Raw genomic sequence first — 17189 nt, 5'->3', positions numbered from 1 at the left:
TGCCTATTGGAGTAACAATCTGATTACCGATTTCCTGACATGCGGTTGACCAGGTGAAGTGCGAAACGCCGGCGAGGACGCGAAAAGGCCGACCTCGGTAAACTGCCGGTGGCGGCCCCTTGGGTCGCAGCAGGGCCGAATCACCGCCACCTCCAAGGACACGGTATGGATCGTCGTGTCGGCGCCTCGACCGGTGCATCGTCGACCGCGGGCATGACAGGAGAGATCGACCCACCCCTGGTCGGGCGCCGCGACGTCCTCGACGGCTTCACCACGCTCCTCGACGACGCGGCCGACGGCACGTTCAGCTTCGTGGGCCTGGCCGGAGATCCCGGTGCGGGAAAGACACGGCTGCTCGAGGAGCTGGCCGCCGAGGCCGCCCGGCGCCGGCTGCCCGTTCTGTCCGGGCGGGCCACCGAGTTCGAGGAGATGCCGTTCGGCGCCGTGCTCGACGCGCTGGACGACCGCCTGGAGACGGTCGCGAAGGAGCTGCCCGAGCGGCTCGGCGCACCGGCGGCCGGGCTCCTGGCCACGATCTTCCCCGCGCTCTCGGTCACCGCGACCGGCGACGCCGACGCGTTCGCGTCCGCCACCGGCAGGTACCACCTCTACCGCGCCGTCCGGCGGCTGCTGGAGGAGCTGGCCGCGCCCGAAGGTCTGGTGCTGATCCTCGACGACGTGCACTGGGCGGACGAGGCGACGGTCGAGCTGCTCGACCACCTGGCCCGTCACCCCCCGCCCGGGCGGCTGCTGGTGGCGGTGGCCTACCGGCCGGCCCAGTCCTCGCCCAGACTGGCCGCGCTGATGGAGATCGCGACGCGGATCCCTGTCGATCCGCTCAGCGAGGCGGAGGTCGGCGAGCTCCTCGGCCCGAAGGTGAACCACGCCCGGCGCAGGGCGCTGTACGAGGCCAGCGGCGGGAACCCCTTCTATCTCGACGCGCTCGCCCGCATGGAGACGGGCGCCGGGACCCCCGACGGCACCGGCGAACCCGCGGGAATCGGCGAGCTGCCCCCGGCCGTGCGGGCGGCGCTGGGCATGGAGCTGAGCGGTCTGTCCGCGACCGCCCTGCTCGTCGCGCGGGCGGCGGCCGTCGCCGGCGACGAGTTCGAACCCGCCTTCGCCGCGGTGACGGCCGAGACCTCCGAGGAGCTCGCCCTCCAGGCGATCAACGAACTGGTCGCCCGCGACGTCGTACGGCCGTCGGCGCCGGGCCGGTTCCGATTCCGGCATCCCCTCGTGCGGCACGCGGCCTACGAATCCGCGGCGGCGGGCTGGCGGCACGCCGTGCACGCCCGGATCGCCGCCCGGCTGGCGGACCTGCGTGCCCCGGCGAGGGTGCGCGCCCCGCACGTCGAGCGTTCCGCGAGAGTCGGCGATCAGGCGGCGATCGCGACACTCGTCGAGGCGGCCCGCTCGGTCGCCGCGCAGGCCCCCGCGACCGCCGCGCACTGGCTGGAGGAGGCGCTCCGGCTCGGCCCGGACGACCCGGACATGAGACTGGGGCTGCTGCTGGAGCTCGCGCGGGCGCAGGCGGTCAGCGGCCGGCTCGCCGAGGGTAAGGACACCGCGCGGGAGCTGCTCCGCCTGCTGCCGCCCGACGACTTCCCGCGCCGTGCCCGCGCGGCCCGGCTCTGCGGCATCATGGAGCGCCAGCTCGACCGGCCCCATGAGGCACGCGCGCTCCTCCTCGACGAGCTCCGGCGGATCCCCGACACCCAGGCGCCGGCCGCCGTCGAGCTCCGCGTACGGCTGGTCACCGAGAGCCTGAGGCGCAGCGACTTCCGCGCCGCCCAGGCCGTACTGGACCTGATGCCGGAGAGCGCCGACGGCTGGGAGCCCAGCCTGGTGCTGGCGGTCGCCGCCGTACGCCCGATGCCCGCGTACGCCGCAGGGCTGATCGACGACGCCGCGCGCTACGCGACGGTGGCCGCCGACCTCATGGCGGTGGCGCCGGACGACCATCTCGCCGACTGGCTCGACACCCACATCTGGCTCGGCTGGCTGGAGCTGATGATGGGCCGGTACTCCGACGCCCTGCAGCACTTCGGTCGTTTCCTGACGGTGGCCCGCAACACCGGGCAGAGCTCGCTGCTCCCGTACATGTCGGCGGGCCAGGCGCAGACCCTGACCATGCTCGGGCGGCTGCAGGAGGCGGCCGCCGCCATCGAGGAGGCCGCGGAGGTGGCCCGCCTCCTGCGCTCGAACGAGTCGCTCGGCTTCGCGATGACACAGCAGTGCCTGGCCGCCACCTGGTCCGGCGACCACGAGTCCGCCGTACGCCTCGGCGAGGACCTGGTCGGCCTGAGCCTCGGCCGCCGGGAGTGGTGGGCCGCCGTGGCCCGGTACGCCCGCGGGATGGCGCTCATCCACGCCGGGCGCCTGGACGAGGGCGCGGAGGAGCTCATCGCCGCCTGCGGCGACTTCGACGACCCCCAGCTCGATCCCGGCACGCTGATGGCCTGCTGCGAGACGCTGGCCGACGTGGACGCCACGCGGGAACGGACGCAGGACGCCATGGCCTGGGCGGACCGCGCCGACGTGCTCGCCCGGCCCGGCCTGGAGACGAACGGCGGCTTCGCCATGCTGGCCCGCGCGCACGCGCTGACGGCGTCCGCCCCGGACGTGGCCGCCGAGCAGGCCCAGGCCGCGGCCGCCATCCTCGACAACGGCGGCATGCGGATCCACGCCGGACGGGCGAGGCTCCGCGCCGGCATCGCCTACACGGCCGCCGGCGAACGCACCCAGGCCCGTGCCGAGCTCGGCGCCGCCGCGGAGATCTTCGCCGCGTGCGGCGCCCGCACCCTCCACGCGCAGGCCGTGCAGGCGCAGCGCAGGGTCGGCGTCCGCGTGCCGGGGGCGACCGGCCGGGCGGGCGGTCCGCACGGACTGTCGCGGCGCGAGTTCGAGGTGGCGACGCTCGTCGCCGAAGGGTGCACGAACCAGCAGATCGCCGAGCGCCTGTTCCTCAGCATCCGGACCGTCGAGACGCACATGTCGCACATCTTCGCCAAGCTCGGAGTGTCGTCCCGGGTCGGTATCGTCAGCGCGCTGAACCAGAACCCTTAGTCCCCCCGTAAGGGCGGAATCAGGGTTTACCACGATGCCGCGCGCACCCTCGCGCCTGCCATTGTGTGTCCGGAGGCAGGAGGTGAGAGGCATGGAGCGACGTGTCCCGGCGCGGTACACCCTCGAGGGCGTGACCGACGCCGACGTGTCCGTGCATCCGTTCTCGACGGAAGACGGCCTCGGTCTCAACCTGACGCGCTTCCGGCGCGGCGACTGCGACGACGTCGTGCTCCTGCTGCACGGGCTCACGGCGTCCATCGACATGTTCGTCATGCCCGAGCACCGGAACCTGGTGAGCGTCCTGCTGGACAACGGGTTCACCGACGTCTGGGCGCTCGACTTCCGCATGAGCTCACGGCTGCCGTACGACGCCGAGACGCATCGCTACACGCTCGACGACATCGCGGACTGGGACCATCCGGCCGCCCTGCGCGAGCTGCGCCGGCACGTGGGCGACCGGCGGGTGCACGTGATCGCGCACTGCCTCGGGTCGCTGTCGTTCTCGATGAGCCTCTTCGGCGGCGCCCTGGACGGAGTCGCGAGCTTCGTGAGCAACAGCGTCTCCCTGGTCCCCCGCGTGCCCACCTGGTCGCGGTGCAAGCTCGCGGCCGGCCCGGGCCTGTCGGAGTACCTCATCGGCCTGTCGTTCCTGGACTCGCGCTTCGGCGAGGCACCGCCGCTCACCCGCGGCTGGATGCTCTCCCGCCTGGTGTCGCTCTTCCACCGCGAGTGCGACGTCCGCGACTGCCACATGATCAGCTTCATGTGGGGCAGCGGTCATCCGGCCCTGTACCAGCACGAGAACCTCTCGCCCGTCACCCATCGGCGAATCGCGGACCTGCTCGGCCCGACCGGAGTCCACTACTTCCGGCACATCCGCAAGATGGTGTCGGCCGGTCAGGCCGTCAAGTACGACCCGGCCGACCCACGCCACGCCGCCCTGCCCGACGCCTACCTGACACGGGCCGGCGAGGTCACCACCCCGGTCCTGTTGCTGTCGGGGGACGTCAACCGCGTCTTCCCCGGGGCGAACGCCGCCTGTCACGAGGCGCTCGAACGAGCCCGGCCCGGGCTGCAGGAGTTCGTCTCCCTCCCCGGCTACGGCCACATCGATCCCTTCATCGGCGAGAACGCCCACGTCGACGTCTTCCCGAAGATCCTCGATTTCCTGAAGCGGCAGGCCTCGCGGGCGAGTGAGCCGATGAACGCAGCGCCCCTGGTCGCCCCTCCGACGAAGGAGGTCTCATGAGCAGCGAACACGCCGACGTCGTCGTGGTCGGTTCCGGCTTCGGCGGCTCCGTCGCCGCCTACCGCCTGGCGGAGGCGGGTCTGTCGGTGGTGCTCCTCGAGCGGGGGCAGGACTACCCGCCCGGCACCTTCGCCCGCACCCCGGCGCAGATGAGCCGCGCCTTCTGGGACCCGGGCGAGGGGCTGTACGGGCTGTACGACGTGTGGGGGTTCCGCGGGTTCGACTCCGTCGTCTCCAGCGGCCTGGGCGGCGGTTCGCTGATCTACGCCAACGTCCTGCTGCGCAAGGACGAGGAGTGGTTCGTCAAGGACCAGGCGCTGCCCGGGGGCGGGTGCGAGACCTGGCCGGTGAGCCGCGCGGAGCTGGACCCGCACTACGACGCGGTCGAGGGCATGCTCGGGGGCACGCCCTACCCGCTGGACCACCCCGCCTTCGCGAACACCGCGAAGGCCCACGCGATGCAGGACGCGGCGGCCGAGCTCGGGCTCGACTGGCAGCTGCCGTCACTGGCGGTCAGCTTCGCACCGACGCCGGGGGCCGAGCCCGGGCTCGGGCTGCCCATCGCCGAGCCCCGGTTCGGCAACCTGCACGGCGTGGAACGCCGCACCTGCCGCCTCTGCGGCGAGTGCTACCTGGGCTGCAACGACGGGGCCAAGAACAGCCTGGACCACACCTATCTGTCGGCCGCCCGGCATCACGGCGCGGACCTGCGCACCCTGCACGAGGTGCGCGGGATCAGGCCGCGCCCGGAGGGCGGCTACGAGGTCGACTACGTCCGCCACGACCCTCTTACGAAGGACCGCGGTCCGGAGCCGGGGACCATCTCGTGCGATCGCCTGGTGCTGGCCGCCGGCGCGTACGGCACGACGTACCTGCTGCTGCGCGACCGGGAGCGGTTCCCGGGCCTGAGCGACGCGCTCGGCACCCGGTTCACCGGCAACGGCGACCTGCTGACCTTCCTGCTGCGGGCCACCGACCGGGACCGGATCCGGCCGCTCGACGCCAGCCGGGGTCCGACGATCACCAGCGCGATCCGGCTCCCCGACGAGGTCGACGGCGTGCCGGGCGCGGGGCGCGGCGCGTACATCGAGGACGGCGGCTATCCGAACTTCGTCGGCTGGATGGTGGAGCAGGCCGACGTCGCGCACGAGATCTCGCGGGTGGTCCGCCTGATATTCGAGCGGTTCGTCTCGTTCATCTCTCACGCGCCGGACACCAACCTGTCCGGTGAGCTGTCCCAGCTGATCGGCGACGGGGCGCTGTCGGTCAGCTCGCTGCCGCTGCTCGGCATGGGCCGCGACGTCCCGGACGGCGTGCTGCGCCTGCGCGACGGGCGGCTGGACGCCGACTGGACGACCAAGACGAGCGAGGAGTACTTCATGCGGCTGCGTTCCACGATGAAGCGGATCGCGGCCGTGCTCGGCGCGACCTACGCCGACAACCCGATGTGGTTCCGCAAGCGCATCATCACGGTGCACCCGGGGGGCGGGGCGCCGATGGGACGCACCCCCGCCGAGGGGGTCTGCGATCCGTTCGGGGAGGTGCACGGGTTCCCCGGTCTGTACATCGCGGACGGGGCGGCGCTGCCCGGCGCGGTCGGGCCGAACCCGTCGCTGACGATCGCGGCGCTGTCCGACCGGATGTGCACGCGGTTGCTGGAGAACGCCGGGCGCGCTCACGGGACGCGCCCGGTCGGAGGGGCGGTGAACGGCACGGCGAGTGCTCCCCAGGTCGGCAGGGGTGCCGCGGAGCTCACGTCGCTGTCGTTCACCGAGGAGATGAAGGGGTTCTACGCCGAGGGTGAGCACGCTCCCGGGGCGGGGGAGCAGGCGGGCCGGCAGCACGGGGACCGACTCGGGTTCCGGCTCACCATCACCGTCGACGACGTGAACCGCTTCCTGGAGGAGCCCGAGCACACGGCACGGGCCGAGGGATGGATCGACGCCGCTGTCTGCGGGGGCCGGTGTCAGATCCAGCGGGGCTGGTTCAACCTGTTCTGTCCGGGGAGTGCGCCGGACCGCAAGCTCATGCGGTATCGCCTGCACTTCACCGACTCCACGGGCCGGCCCCGCACCCTCTCCGGGTGGAAGGACATCCGCCACCGCGCGGCGACGCGCGTCTGGCCGGACACCACGACACTGTTCTTCCGCGTCTTCGAAGGACACGTGATGGAAGACGAGGAGGACGGCGCCGCCATCGCGGGGGCCGGCATCCTCCGCCTGGGCCTGGACGACTTCGCCCGGCAGCTCACCACGTTCCGCACGGAGGGGCCCGACGGCCTCGCCGCCCTGGAGCGCTTCGGCCACTTCTTCCTGAGCGAGCTGTGGGACGTCTACCGCCCGAAGATGCTGAACGGACACGCACGGGACACCGGAGACCACGTCCAGACCGCCGCCGGCGTCGAGGCCGTCGCGCAGTCTCAGGCCACCGCGAACCTCGAGGTCGTCGCCGGGCTCCAGGCCGCCGTGGAGGCTCAGGCCGCCGCGGGCCTCCACGCCGCCGCGGACCTCAAGAGCGCCGCGGACGGGCTTCAGGCCGCCGCAGGTTTCGATGCCGTGGCAGTGCCGGAGATCGCCGCGGACTCCGGGGCCGGCGCCGCAGGCCTCCAGGCCGACGTAGAGGCTCAGGCCGCCACGGACTCCGAAGCCGCCGCGGCGGGCAACGAACCGAGCCCGGCCTAGCGGCCGGCGCTGCGAAGGGACCCCACGACGCGGCGGACGGGATCCCGCGACGGGGAGTGTCGCCATGATTCCGCCGCCGTGTCGTGGCCACAGGACGCCGTCCTCTCACCCGGCCCGACCGGCGGGCGGGCCGGGTGAGAGGTCCGGTGGCCGGAGACCAGGTCGGGGGCCCGGTGGCCGGTAGCCGCGTCCGGGGTCCGGGGTCCGGTGGCCGGATCGGGGGCCCGGACGGCCGGAGACCGGGGCGAGGGCTCGGTGGCCGGGGGACGGGGGCCGGGCGGCATGGAGACGGGTGCGGCGCGAGCGGAGACGGGGCCGCCCGCGCCGCATCCCCGGCTCGACGGAGCCTTCACTGGTGACACGTTGCCGCCGGTGCGGCCGTTCGGATGGTGGAAATGGCCGGATTGTCGCGTCAAAGTGGCGGCGAGGATTTCCGTTGCCGGTCTGAGGGCCGGGGTGGGCATAACGCTCGGGGAACGCCGCGTGGCACGAGCTCAAAGCCGGGCCGATCATCCCGATCCCGGCTGCCCTCCAGGGTGTCCCCGGGCCTGTTGCACGCGCGAGGGCCCTTGCTCCGGGTCGCCCGCGAACGGCTCAGGTGAAGATCTTGCCCGGATTGAAGATGCCGGCCGGGTCGAGGGCCTGCTTGATCGCGCGGTGCATCCCGATCACGGCCGGCCCGATCTCCTCGGCCATACCACGGCGCTTCAGCAGGCCGACGCCGTGCTCGCCCGTCACGGTTCCGCCCAGCGCGATCGCCTCGTCGACGATCCGCTCGAACGCGGCCTGGGCGCGCTCCCGCGCGGCGTCGTCGTCCGGCGACGTGATCATCAACGGATGGAGGTTGCCGTCCCCGGCGTGCGCGACGTTCGCGATGCGGATGTCGTGCTCGGCGGCGATCCGTTCGATCCGGCCGAGCATCTCCGGCACCAGCATGCGCGGCACACAGACGTCCTCGGTGAGGACCGGACCGAGCCGCTCGACCGCCGGGTACGCGAGGCGGCGGGCCGCGAACAGCGCCTCCGCCTCCTCCGGATCGGTGGAGCGCGCGCTCCACGTGGCACCCGCGGCCGCGAAGCACGCCAGGATGGCGTCGGCCTCCTCCTCACCCGCCTGACCGGGGCTGTCGGTGCGGCCGAGCAGGAGCACGTCGCCCTCGTCGGCCAGTCCCATGTGCCGCCATTCGTCGACGGCGCGCAGGCAGTGCCGGTCGATCAGTTCGAGCGCGCTGGGCACCACTCCCGCCGCGGTCACGGCGCTGACCGCCTCCCCCGCCGCCACCAGCGAGTCGAAGTACCCCACGATCGTGCGCTCGGCCGCGCGGGCGCCCCGGAGCCGTACGGTGATCTCGGTGATGACGCCGAGGGTGCCCTCCGAGCCGACCATGAGACCCGTCAGGTCGTACCCGGCCACGCCCTTCGCGGTGCGCCGGCCCAGCCGTACGACGTCGCCGCGTCCGACGACGGCCTCGAGCCCGAGGACGTAGTCCCGCGTCACGCCGTACTTCACGCAGCACAGCCCGCCCGCGTTCGTGGCGACGTTGCCGCCGATGGTCGACCACGGCGCGCTCGCCGGGTCCGGCGGGTACCAGAGGCCGTGCTCGGCGCAGGCCCTGCGCAGGTCGTCGTTGACGACGCCGGGCTGGACGACCGCGATCCGCTCGTCCGGGTCGATCCGGAGGATCCGGTTCATCGCCTCGAACGCCAGCACGACGCAGCCGTCGATCGCGTTGGCGCCGCCGGACAGGCCGGTGCCGGCTCCGCGCGCGACCACCGGCACGCCGAGCCGCGCGCACCGGGCGACGACCTCGCGGACCTCAGCGGTCTCCCGGGGCCGTACGACCGCGATGGGCCTGCCGTACGGCGCCCACTCCGCCTCATCGTGCGCGTAGGACGCCACCACGTCCGGGTCGCGGACCACCCTGCCGTCGGGAAGTGCCCGGTCCAGCTCCACCGCCAGTTCGTCCGGAATCGCCGTCATATGCCGCACCCTACGCCCGGCGTGATCTCTGGGAACGGCGACGGGCAGACTGACGATGACGACCGAGAGCGAAGGTGGTGCCATGCCCGCGAATCCCCTCACCGCGTACGAGCTGACCGATCTGCGCGAACGGCGCAGCGTCAAGTGGCGTGAGTACCCGTCCGACGTGCTGCCCATGTGGGTGGCGGAGATGGACACTCCGCTCGCCGAGCCCGTCGCCGAGGCGCTCACCAGGGCGATCGCCCGGGGCGACACCGGATACGCGATCGCGGGCCGGCTGCCGGAGGCGTTCGCGGACTTCGCAGCCGACCGCTACGGCTGGCGTCCCGAGCCGGACGCGATGCGCCTGGTGCCCGACGTGATGTCCGGGATCAAGGAGGTCCTGGAGATCATCACCGCGCCCGGCGACCGGATCGTGGTCAACTCCCCCGGATATCCGCCGTTCTTCTACTGGCTGGAGCGGATCGGCCGCCAGGTCGTCCCCAACCCGCTGATCGGCGGCCCGGACGGATACCGGATCGACCTGGACCGGCTCGAGAGCGACTTCGCCGCGGGGGCGCGGGCGTACCTGCTGTGCAGCCCGCACAATCCGACCGGCCGGGTCTTCACCCGCGACGAGTTGCTGGCCGTGGCGGATCTCGCCGACCGGTACGACGTGCGGATCATGGCCGACGAGATCCACGCGCCGCTGACCCATCCGGGCGCGCGGCACGTTCCGTTCGCCTCGCTGGACGCCCCGGCCGCCGCCCGCTCCATCGTGCTCGCCTCGGCGTCGAAGGCGTGGAACCTCGCCGGTCTGAAGGCGGCCCTGGCCGTCGCGGGGCCCGACGCCCGCGCCGACGTCGCCGCGATCCATGAGGAGGTGAGCGAGAGCGCGGGCCTGTTCGGCGTGATCGCCGCGGAGGCGGCCTTCACCCACGGCCGTCCGTGGCTCGCCGACCTGCTCGCCGGGCTCGACCTGAACCGCCGGCTCCTCGGCGACCTGCTGGCCGCCCACCTGCCCGGCGTCGGCTACCGGCCGCCTCAGGCCACGTACCTGGCCTGGCTGGACTGTCGCTCGCTGGGTCTCGGCGACGACCCCGCCAAGGCCTTCCTGCGGCACGGCAAGGTCGCGCTGTCGCCCGGTCCGACGTTCGGCGAGGTGGGCCGGGGCTTCGCCCGGCTCAACTTCGGCACGGCGCCGGACCGCGTCACCGAGGCCGTACGGCGGATGGCGGCCGCCCTCGACGGGACGGGCACGCGGTGACGCGAGCGCCGGACGAGGCGGCGCACGATGACGCGGGCACCGGACGTGGCCGGCGCGCGCTGAGGCGGGCAAGAAACGTGGCCCGCGCGCGCTGAGGCGGCCCGCGATGACGCGGGCGCGGGACGAGGCCGGCGCGGGACGAGGCCGGCGCCGGACGACGCCAACGCGCGACGAAAACGGGCGCGCGACGACACGGCGCAGGATGAGACCGGCGCGGGACGAGGCGGGCGCGGGGTCGGCCGGGTGACCGTGTGGCCTGAGCGGGCGCCGCGGCCGCGCCTCGGGGTGACCGGGATCGCGACCGTCTCGCAACGGCCCGGGCACTGGAGCCCATCCGATTTCTTGACTATCTTGGTCGGAAACATCGGAGAACGGAGCCGCGCATGGGCGTAATCGGAGAAGGCGACTGTCTGCCGTCACGACGCACGATTCTTCGCATGTCCGCCGGGCTGGGCCTGGGCTCGGCGATGGCCGCCACGGCCACCGCCACGGCCACCGGCACCGCCCGCGCCGACGACGGGCCGATCGTCAAGCCACTGCCGCCCGAGCTGTTCATCGTGTACGGCACGAACGCCGAGATGCGCTGGGAGGCGATGCGCGGGCAGGGCTACCTCACGCCGACCGACCGCTTCTTCGTCCGCAACCACACCCGCACCCCCTCGATCGACGTGCGGACGTGGCGGCTCCGCCTGTTCGGGAGCGGCCTGCGCGGCTCCCCCACCCTCGGCCGGCCGGTCGCGTTCTCCTACGAGGACCTGCTCGGGATGCCGGCCCGGACCATCGACGCGTTCATCGAGTGCACCGGGAACGGCCGGAGCCTCTACACGACGCAGCAGCACCAGACCGTCTCGGGCACGCCGTGGCGGCTGGGCGGCGTCGGCGTCGCCCGCTGGCGCGGGGTGCCCCTCGCCCACGTTCTCGAACGCGCCGGGCTGACCCACCGCGCCGTGGACGTGATGCCGCGCGGCCTCGACCCCGACTTCGTCGACGGCGGACAGAACCTCGGGCGGGTGCGCAGGCCGCTGCCGGTCGCCAAGGCCCTCGACGACGTCATCCTGGCCTACGAGATGAACGGCCGGCCGCTGCCCCCGGACCATGGATTCCCGGTCCGCCTCGTGGTGCCCGGCTGGGTGGGCATCGCCTCGATCAAGTGGGTCGGCGACATCGAGGTCTCCGAGACGCCGCTGTCCTCCCCCTGGAACACCATCTACTACCGGATGTTCGGCCCCGGCTATCCGCCGGAGGGCAGCGCCCCGCTGACGCGGCAGGTGCTCAAGAGCGCTTTCGAGCTGCCGTGGGACGCGCGGCTCGACGCCGGGCGCACGATCCGGCTGCACGGCCGCTCATGGTCCGGCGAAGGGGCCGTACGCCAGGTCGAGGTCAGCACCGACGGCGGCCGTGTCTGGCGGCAGGCCACGCCTCATGGGCACCGCGACTCCCTCGGCTGGGTCCGCTGGGAGATCTCCTGGCGCCCGCCGGGCCCGGGATCGTACGAGCTGCTGGCGCGGGCCACCGACCGCACCGGAACCGCGCAGCCGGACGTCGCGCCGTACAACACGTTCGGCTACCTGTTCGGGGCCGTCGCGCGTCATCCGGTCACGGTGATCTGAGGATCGGTCCGCGCCGGTCGGTCAGGGGGTCGTCCAGGCCGGGTTGGTGCGCATGCGGCCCGCGCTCCGGCGCGGCTTGCGGCGGGCGGCGCGCTCCTCGGACACCTTCGGGTCCGGGGCCCGGTGGGCGAGCGCGTCGCGGAGCTGGGCGCGACCGCGGTGGATGCGGCTGCGAACCGTGCCCATCTTCACGCCGAGGGTCGCGGCGATCTCCTCATACGACAGTCCCTCGATGTCGCACAGCACCACGGCGGCGCGGTACTCCGGCGCGAGGGCGTCCAGGGCCGTCTGGATGTCGTCGTCGAAGTGCCGGTCCTCGTACGCCTGCGCGGGGCTCGGCTCGCGGCCCCGCAGCCGCTCGGCCGCGTCATCGGCGAGGCCTTCGAACCGGATGCGCTGCCGACGGCGGACCATGTCGAGGAACAGGTTCGTGGTGATGCGGTGCAACCACCCCTCGAACGTCCCCGGCGTGTAGTTCGACAGCGAACGGAACACGCGCACGAAGACCTCCTGCGTGAGGTCCTCGGCGTCGTGCTGGTTCCCGGTCAGCCGGTAGGCGAGGCGGTAGACACGCGCGGAGTGCTCACGCACGATGTCGTCCCAGCTGGGCGGCGTCCACGCCACCGTGTCACCCTTCACCAGTCACCCCCGATATCACTGTTCGCGGTCAAAGTCTGTCCCGTCGGGGGTAAGAACGGTGTAAGAGAAGTCCGCCATGGGATCGCTCCTTCCGCGGCCCTCCGGCCCGCCCTTCCTCCGACGCTGTCCAGCATGGCAGTCCGGCGCCCGTACGACGTCGCCCCCCAGATGGGTGTACGCGCGTTCCGGTGTCGGCCGCGCGGCGGAGACGGGGAGGGCCTCCTCATCCTCAGGGGGGAGGAACCGGCCCAGCGGACCGTCTTGATCAACTTCGCCGGGTCGGTCATCCTGGGCGCGGGCGGCGTCCCCCGCCGGCCGCCCCGGGAGCGGCGATGGAGATTCGCATTCTCGGTCCGTTCGAGTTGATCGACGGCGAACGACGGGTGCCGATCGACGCGCCCAAGCAGCGCGCGGTGCTCACCGCTTTGGTCCTGCGCGCCAACCGGGTCGTGCCGACCGACGAACTCGCCGCGCTGGTGTGGGGGGACGATCCGCCGGCGAGCGCGCGGCTCACCCTCCAGGGATACGTCCTGCGGGTCCGCCGCGCCCTGGCGTCCGTCCCCGGCCTGGCCATCCGCACCGAGCCGGCGGGATACCTGCTGCGCGTCGACCCCGACCGGATCGACGCGCACCGCTTCACGCGCCTGCTCGATGACGCGGCCCGTGCGGCGGCGGGCGGCGACACGGCCGCGGAGGCCGAACTGCTGCGCGAGGCCCTCGCGCTGTGGCGCGGTGAGCCCCTCGCGGACGTCGGCTCCGACGCCCTCCGGAGGGAGGAGGCCGGCCGGCTGGCCGAGCTGCGGGCGAGCGCCATCGAGCGGCGCGTCGACGCGGACCTCCGCCTCGGGCGGCACCTCGAACTGATCGGCGAGCTGACGGCGCTCGTCGCGGCCCATCCGTACCGGGAGGAGTTCCGCGCCCAGCTGATGCTCGCGCTCTACCGGGCGGGCCGCCGGGCGGACGCCCTGGAGGCGTACCGGAACACGCGGGCCGTCCTCTCCCGAGAGCTCGGGATCGAGCCGGGGCCACGGCTGCAGCGACTGGAACAGGCCGTGCTGACCGCCGATCCCGACCTGGATCCGGCGCCACGGGTGGAGCACAGCCCCTGCGCGCTGCCGCCCGACGTCCCGCACTTCGTCGGCCGCCAGGCCGAGTTGGCGCGGCTGCTCGCCCACCCGCCCACGGACGCCGGCCCCGCCGTGTGCGCCGTCGCGGGCATGGCCGGAGTCGGGAAGACCTCGCTCGTCGTGCACGCCGCCCACCGGCTCGCCGAGCGGTACCCCGACGGGCGGATCCACGTCGACCTCGGCGGCACGACCGGGCATCCGATGGGTCCGGCGGTGGCCCTGGACCGGTTCCTGCGCCTGCTCGGCGTGTGGGGCGGCCGGATCAAGGGCGGCGTGGACGATCGCGCGGCCCTGCTGCGCGACCGGCTGGCGGGCCGCCGCGTCCTGCTCGTCCTCGACAACGCCGTCGACGAGGCGCAGGTACGGCCCCTGATCCCCGGTACGCCGGGCTGCGCGGCGTTCATCACCAGCCGGGCCCGGCTCATCGGACTGGAGTACGCCGAGCTGATCGACCTGGACGTGCTCGCGCCGGATGAGGCGGTCGACCTGCTGGCCGGGGTGATCGGCCGGCAGCGGACCCTGGCGGAACAGGACCGCGCGCGCACGCTCGTCGCCCAGTGCGGGCACCTGCCGCTGGCGGTACGGATCGCCGCGGCGCGGCTGGCCGGGCGTCCCGAGTGGCCCCTGGAGCGGCTGGCCGACCAGCTCGCGGACGAGCACCGGCGGCTCGACCGCCTGGCGGCCGGGGACCTGGAGGTGCGGTCCAGCATCGCGCTGAGCCAGGACGCCCTGGAGCCCGCGCACCGGCGGCCGTTCCACCTGATCGGGCTGCTCGACCTGCCCGAGGTCACGCCCTGGATGGTCGCCGCCCTCCTCGACCGGCCGGTCGCCGAGGCCGAGGACGTCATCGACGCGCTCGTCGACGCCCGCCTGCTGGACCCCGGCCGCGCGGACGGCCCCGACGGGCCGCACTACCGCTGCCATGACCTGGTCCGGCTGTTCGCCCGCGAGCAGGCCCTCGATTCCGAACCACCGGAGGTACGGGACGCGGCCGTCTCCCGGGTGCTGTGGGCTCTGCTGGACCTGGCCGAGGCGGCCGACGACGCCCTGCCGAGCCGCCGGCTCCGCCTCCCCGACCCGCGAACGCCCGGCCCGCGCCAGGCCGACCCGCAGCAGGCCGACCCGCAGCAGGCCGACCCGCAGCAGGCCGAGCCTCGCCGGGCCGACCCCCGGGCGTCCGGCCCGGATTCAAGCCAGGCCGTGCTGCGTTTTCGCGCATCAGATCCGACCGCGCCGGCCGTGGCGGCGCCGGCGGAGCCGCTCGCGTGGTTCGAGGCCAACCGCCAGACGCTGACCACGGCCGTGCACCGCGCGGCGTCCGCCGGGGCGGCCGAGCCGTCCTGGCGGCTGGCCGCCTCGCTGCTGAGCTTTCTCGACCTGCGGGGGTACTGGGACGACTGGCGCGGCACCCACGAGGTCGCCCTGGCGGCCGCCCGGGCCTGTGACGACCGGTGGGGAGAGACGGCGATGCGCTACGGTCTCGGCCTCCTCGCCACCGCCCAGGACCGCTACCGGGACGCCGCCGCGCACCTGTCCGCCGCCGTCACCGGCAGCCGGCGGCTCGGCGCGCCGGTCCGCGCGGCACGGGCCCTGGGCGCGCTCGGTGACGTCCACCACATCTGCGACCGGCTGGACGAGGCGTTCTCCTGCTTCCAGGAGGCCCTGGAGATCGCCGACCGGCACGGTGACCTGACGGGGCGGGCCAACGGGCTGCTCAACCTGGGGCTGGTCCACCGCGACCGGGGCGACCCGGCCGCCGCACTCGCCCACCTGGACCGGGCGCTGACGACGTTCCGCTCGGCGGGCGACGAGTACGGGGAGGCGCACGTCCTGCGTTTCCTGGCCGCGACACACTACCACTCCCGTACGGACCTCACGGCCGCGCGCCGGCACGCGACGCGCGCGATCGGGCTGTTCCGGCGGTTCGGCGACGGTCTCGCCGAGATGAGGTCGCTGCGCCTGCTGGCGATGGCGCTGACGGCCGAGGGGCACGCGCGGGCCGGGGCCGACCTCCTGGACCGCTGTCTCGCGTCCTTCCGGGAGCAGGGCGACCTGTTCGGCGAGGCGTCCACGCTGTGGGCCCTCGGCGAGGCCGCCCACGCGAGCGGCGACACCGTACGGGCGGTCGCGTGCCTGGAGCAGGCCCTGGCCCTTTTCCGGCGGCTCGACGTGCCGCTGTGGGAGGCGCGCACCCGTACCCGGCTGGCGGCGGTGCGCGGTGAGGGAGCCGACCCCGCCGACGGCTCCCTCCCCGTGACCGTCACCGATGCGGGACCGCCCCGGGCGTCCAGCCGAGGTAGTGGCTGAAGTAGCTGACGCTCGACGCGTGCCCGATCTTGCCGTTGATGCTCGTCGAGTAGAAGCCGCCGTTGCCGTCGGCGATGCCGACGTGCCCGTACGAGCTGATGTTCCAGTAGACGAAGGACCCGGCCGGAGGCTTGGTGCCGCTGTGGTGCGGGGCGCCGTTCCAGTGGGCGATCGCCGAGGCCCACACTCCGGTCGTGCCGTAGGCGTTCTCCACGGCCTTCTCGCAGTAGCCCTGCCAGGCGGTGCTGCCGACGTGGTTCTTCATCCACTGGACCGCGCCGGCCGGGGTGCCGTCGCCGGCGCTGAGCGGCGACACCTGCCCGGCCGAGGAGACGGCGGCGGCGGCCGCGGTACGGGCGGGCGCCGCGTGGGCGGTCGCCGGGACGCCGGCGGCGATGAGGAACGCGGCGGGGACGAGTGCGGCTCCGGCGCGCAGCCGGAGCCGGGAAGGACGACGCATCTGCCAACCTCCAGGGGTTGAGGGGGACATGCGTCGAAGAGCGTCGCAACCGCCGCTTGCACATCGCTTGTGCGCCCGGAACCCACGGGTCCGGAGAACCCCGGAGACGGCGAACGGGCCGGTCTCGTCGAGACCGGCCCGTTCGGCTGGCTCCCCCGACTGGACTCGAACCAGTAACCTGCCGGTTAACAGCCGGACGCTCTGCCAATTGAGCTACGGGGGATCACACGAGAGGCCACCCCGACCACTGGCCGCCCCATCGCGCATAAGGTTAGCGCATTTCGCACGTGCTCGTTTCGCCGACTGGCCCGTCCTCATCGGGGTATGTCCTACGGCGACTCAGCAGAGGAGTACGACCATGAAACACCGCGCTGTGTTCCTCGCCGGAGCGGCGACCGGGTACGTACTGGGAACGCGCGCCGGCAAGGAGCGCTACGAGCAGATCAAACGGATGTCCCGGCGTGTCGCCGAGAATCCCAGGGTGCAGGAGGCCGCCGGCGTGCTGCGCGCCCAGGCCGGTGAGATCGCCGAGTCGGCCCGGAGCAGGTTCGGCGGCAAGGTCCAGACGATGAGCGAGAAGGTCCCCGGCATGCGCCGGGGCGAGCCCTCCGCGACCACGGGCGCCGCCGACTCGACCGGCCAGGCCACCCCTCCCGGCAGCACGCCCGCCGACATCACCTGACCGTCCCATTACGCGCCCGGGCCGGCAGGGCCGGTCCGGGCGCGCTCGTCTCCGGAACACTCTTCGACGCGCACCGCGACACGCCGACCGTGCCCGCCGGCACCGAGCACGTCGGAGCGGACCCCGGTCTCGACCGGCG

Annotated in this window: 10 protein-coding genes and 1 tRNA gene; 7 read left to right on the top strand and 4 right to left on the bottom strand. The window is 73.6% G+C overall.

Annotated features, from left to right (window positions below; all coding sequences use genetic code 11):
* Positions 1–165: 165 nt before the first annotated feature.
* The 3 genes from NE234_RS23730 to NE234_RS23720 all read left to right on the top strand — a co-directional run bounded on the left by NE234_RS23730 (position 166) and on the right by NE234_RS23720 (position 6999).
* Positions 166–3069: a helix-turn-helix transcriptional regulator gene (locus tag NE234_RS23730; RefSeq protein WP_252782708.1), complete on the top strand. Its 2904-nt coding sequence runs from the start codon at positions 166–168 to the stop codon at positions 3067–3069.
* Positions 3070–3160: 91 nt separating this feature from the next.
* Entirely contained in the window at positions 3161–4318 is a 1158-nt protein-coding gene (locus NE234_RS23725; protein WP_252782707.1) for an alpha/beta fold hydrolase, read from the top strand.
* Positions 4315–6999, top strand: coding sequence for an FAD-dependent oxidoreductase (locus NE234_RS23720; protein ID WP_252782706.1), 2685 nt, complete (start codon positions 4315–4317; stop codon positions 6997–6999). Before NE234_RS23725 ends, NE234_RS23720 begins: the two co-directional genes overlap by 4 nt.
* A 594-nt stretch (positions 7000–7593) precedes the next feature.
* On the opposite strand, the gene NE234_RS23715 is transcribed toward NE234_RS23720, so the two are convergent.
* Positions 7594–8979 carry an FAD-binding oxidoreductase gene (locus NE234_RS23715; protein WP_252782705.1) on the bottom strand — a complete coding sequence of 462 codons (1386 nt, stop codon included), beginning with the start codon at positions 8977–8979 and terminating at the stop codon, positions 7594–7596.
* Positions 8980–9061: 82 nt separating this feature from the next.
* On the opposite strand from NE234_RS23715, the gene NE234_RS23710 reads away from it, so the two are divergent.
* On the top strand, positions 9062–10225 hold the full coding sequence (locus tag NE234_RS23710) for a MalY/PatB family protein (RefSeq protein WP_252782704.1): 1164 nt from the start codon (positions 9062–9064) through the stop codon (positions 10223–10225).
* Positions 10226–10662: 437 nt separating this feature from the next.
* On the top strand, positions 10663–11835 hold the full coding sequence (locus NE234_RS23705) for a sulfite oxidase (protein ID WP_252782703.1): 1173 nt from the start codon (positions 10663–10665) through the stop codon (positions 11833–11835).
* 21 nt (positions 11836–11856) lie between these two features.
* On the opposite strand, the gene sigE is transcribed toward NE234_RS23705, so the two are convergent.
* Positions 11857–12474, bottom strand: a complete 618-nt coding sequence (gene sigE / locus NE234_RS23700) for an RNA polymerase sigma factor SigE (protein WP_252782702.1) — start codon at positions 12472–12474, stop codon at positions 11857–11859.
* 332 nt (positions 12475–12806) lie between these two features.
* On the opposite strand from sigE, the gene NE234_RS23695 reads away from it, so the two are divergent.
* The gene (locus tag NE234_RS23695) at positions 12807–15908 is read left to right on the top strand and encodes an AfsR/SARP family transcriptional regulator (protein ID WP_252782701.1); all 3102 of its coding nucleotides are present in this window, start codon (positions 12807–12809) and stop codon (positions 15906–15908) included.
* On the opposite strand, the gene NE234_RS23690 is transcribed toward NE234_RS23695, so the two are convergent.
* Positions 15862–16368, bottom strand: a complete 507-nt coding sequence (locus NE234_RS23690; protein WP_252782700.1) for a hypothetical protein — start codon at positions 16366–16368, stop codon at positions 15862–15864. The genes NE234_RS23695 and NE234_RS23690 overlap by 47 nt on opposite strands.
* Before the next feature lie 147 nt (positions 16369–16515).
* Positions 16516–16591: transfer RNA gene (locus NE234_RS23685), tRNA-Asn, on the bottom strand.
* A gap of 135 nt (positions 16592–16726) precedes the next feature.
* Here NE234_RS23685 and NE234_RS23680 point away from each other — a divergent pair.
* Positions 16727–17050, top strand: a complete 324-nt coding sequence (locus NE234_RS23680) for a YtxH domain-containing protein (protein WP_252782699.1) — start codon at positions 16727–16729, stop codon at positions 17048–17050.
* Positions 17051–17189 lie beyond the last annotated feature (139 nt).

It is taken from the genome of Actinoallomurus rhizosphaericola (assembly GCF_024055675.1).
In the GTDB taxonomy this organism is placed as follows: domain Bacteria; phylum Actinomycetota; class Actinomycetes; order Streptosporangiales; family Streptosporangiaceae; genus Actinoallomurus; species Actinoallomurus soli.
Note: the sequence above shows the minus strand (reverse complement) of the source record. Positions and strands in the feature narration are given on the sequence as shown.

Bases quoted from the DNA above. Each gene is read 5' to 3' on its own strand.
- NE234_RS23695 (WP_252782701.1), top strand. From the start codon at position 12,807: ATGGAGATTCGCATTCTCGGTCCGTTCGAGTTGATCGACGGCGAACGA.
- NE234_RS23680 (WP_252782699.1), top strand. From the start codon at position 16,727: ATGAAACACCGCGCTGTGTTCCTCGCCGGAGCGGCGACCGGGTACGTA.
- NE234_RS23710 (WP_252782704.1), top strand. From the start codon at position 9,062: ATGCCCGCGAATCCCCTCACCGCGTACGAGCTGACCGATCTGCGCGAA.
- NE234_RS23690 (WP_252782700.1), bottom strand. From the start codon at position 16,368: ATGCGTCGTCCTTCCCGGCTCCGGCTGCGCGCCGGAGCCGCACTCGTC.
- NE234_RS23705 (WP_252782703.1), top strand. From the start codon at position 10,663: ATGTCCGCCGGGCTGGGCCTGGGCTCGGCGATGGCCGCCACGGCCACC.
- NE234_RS23725 (WP_252782707.1), top strand. From the start codon at position 3,161: ATGGAGCGACGTGTCCCGGCGCGGTACACCCTCGAGGGCGTGACCGAC.
- NE234_RS23720 (WP_252782706.1), top strand. From the start codon at position 4,315: ATGAGCAGCGAACACGCCGACGTCGTCGTGGTCGGTTCCGGCTTCGGC.
- NE234_RS23715 (WP_252782705.1), bottom strand. From the start codon at position 8,979: ATGACGGCGATTCCGGACGAACTGGCGGTGGAGCTGGACCGGGCACTT.
- NE234_RS23730 (WP_252782708.1), top strand. From the start codon at position 166: ATGGATCGTCGTGTCGGCGCCTCGACCGGTGCATCGTCGACCGCGGGC.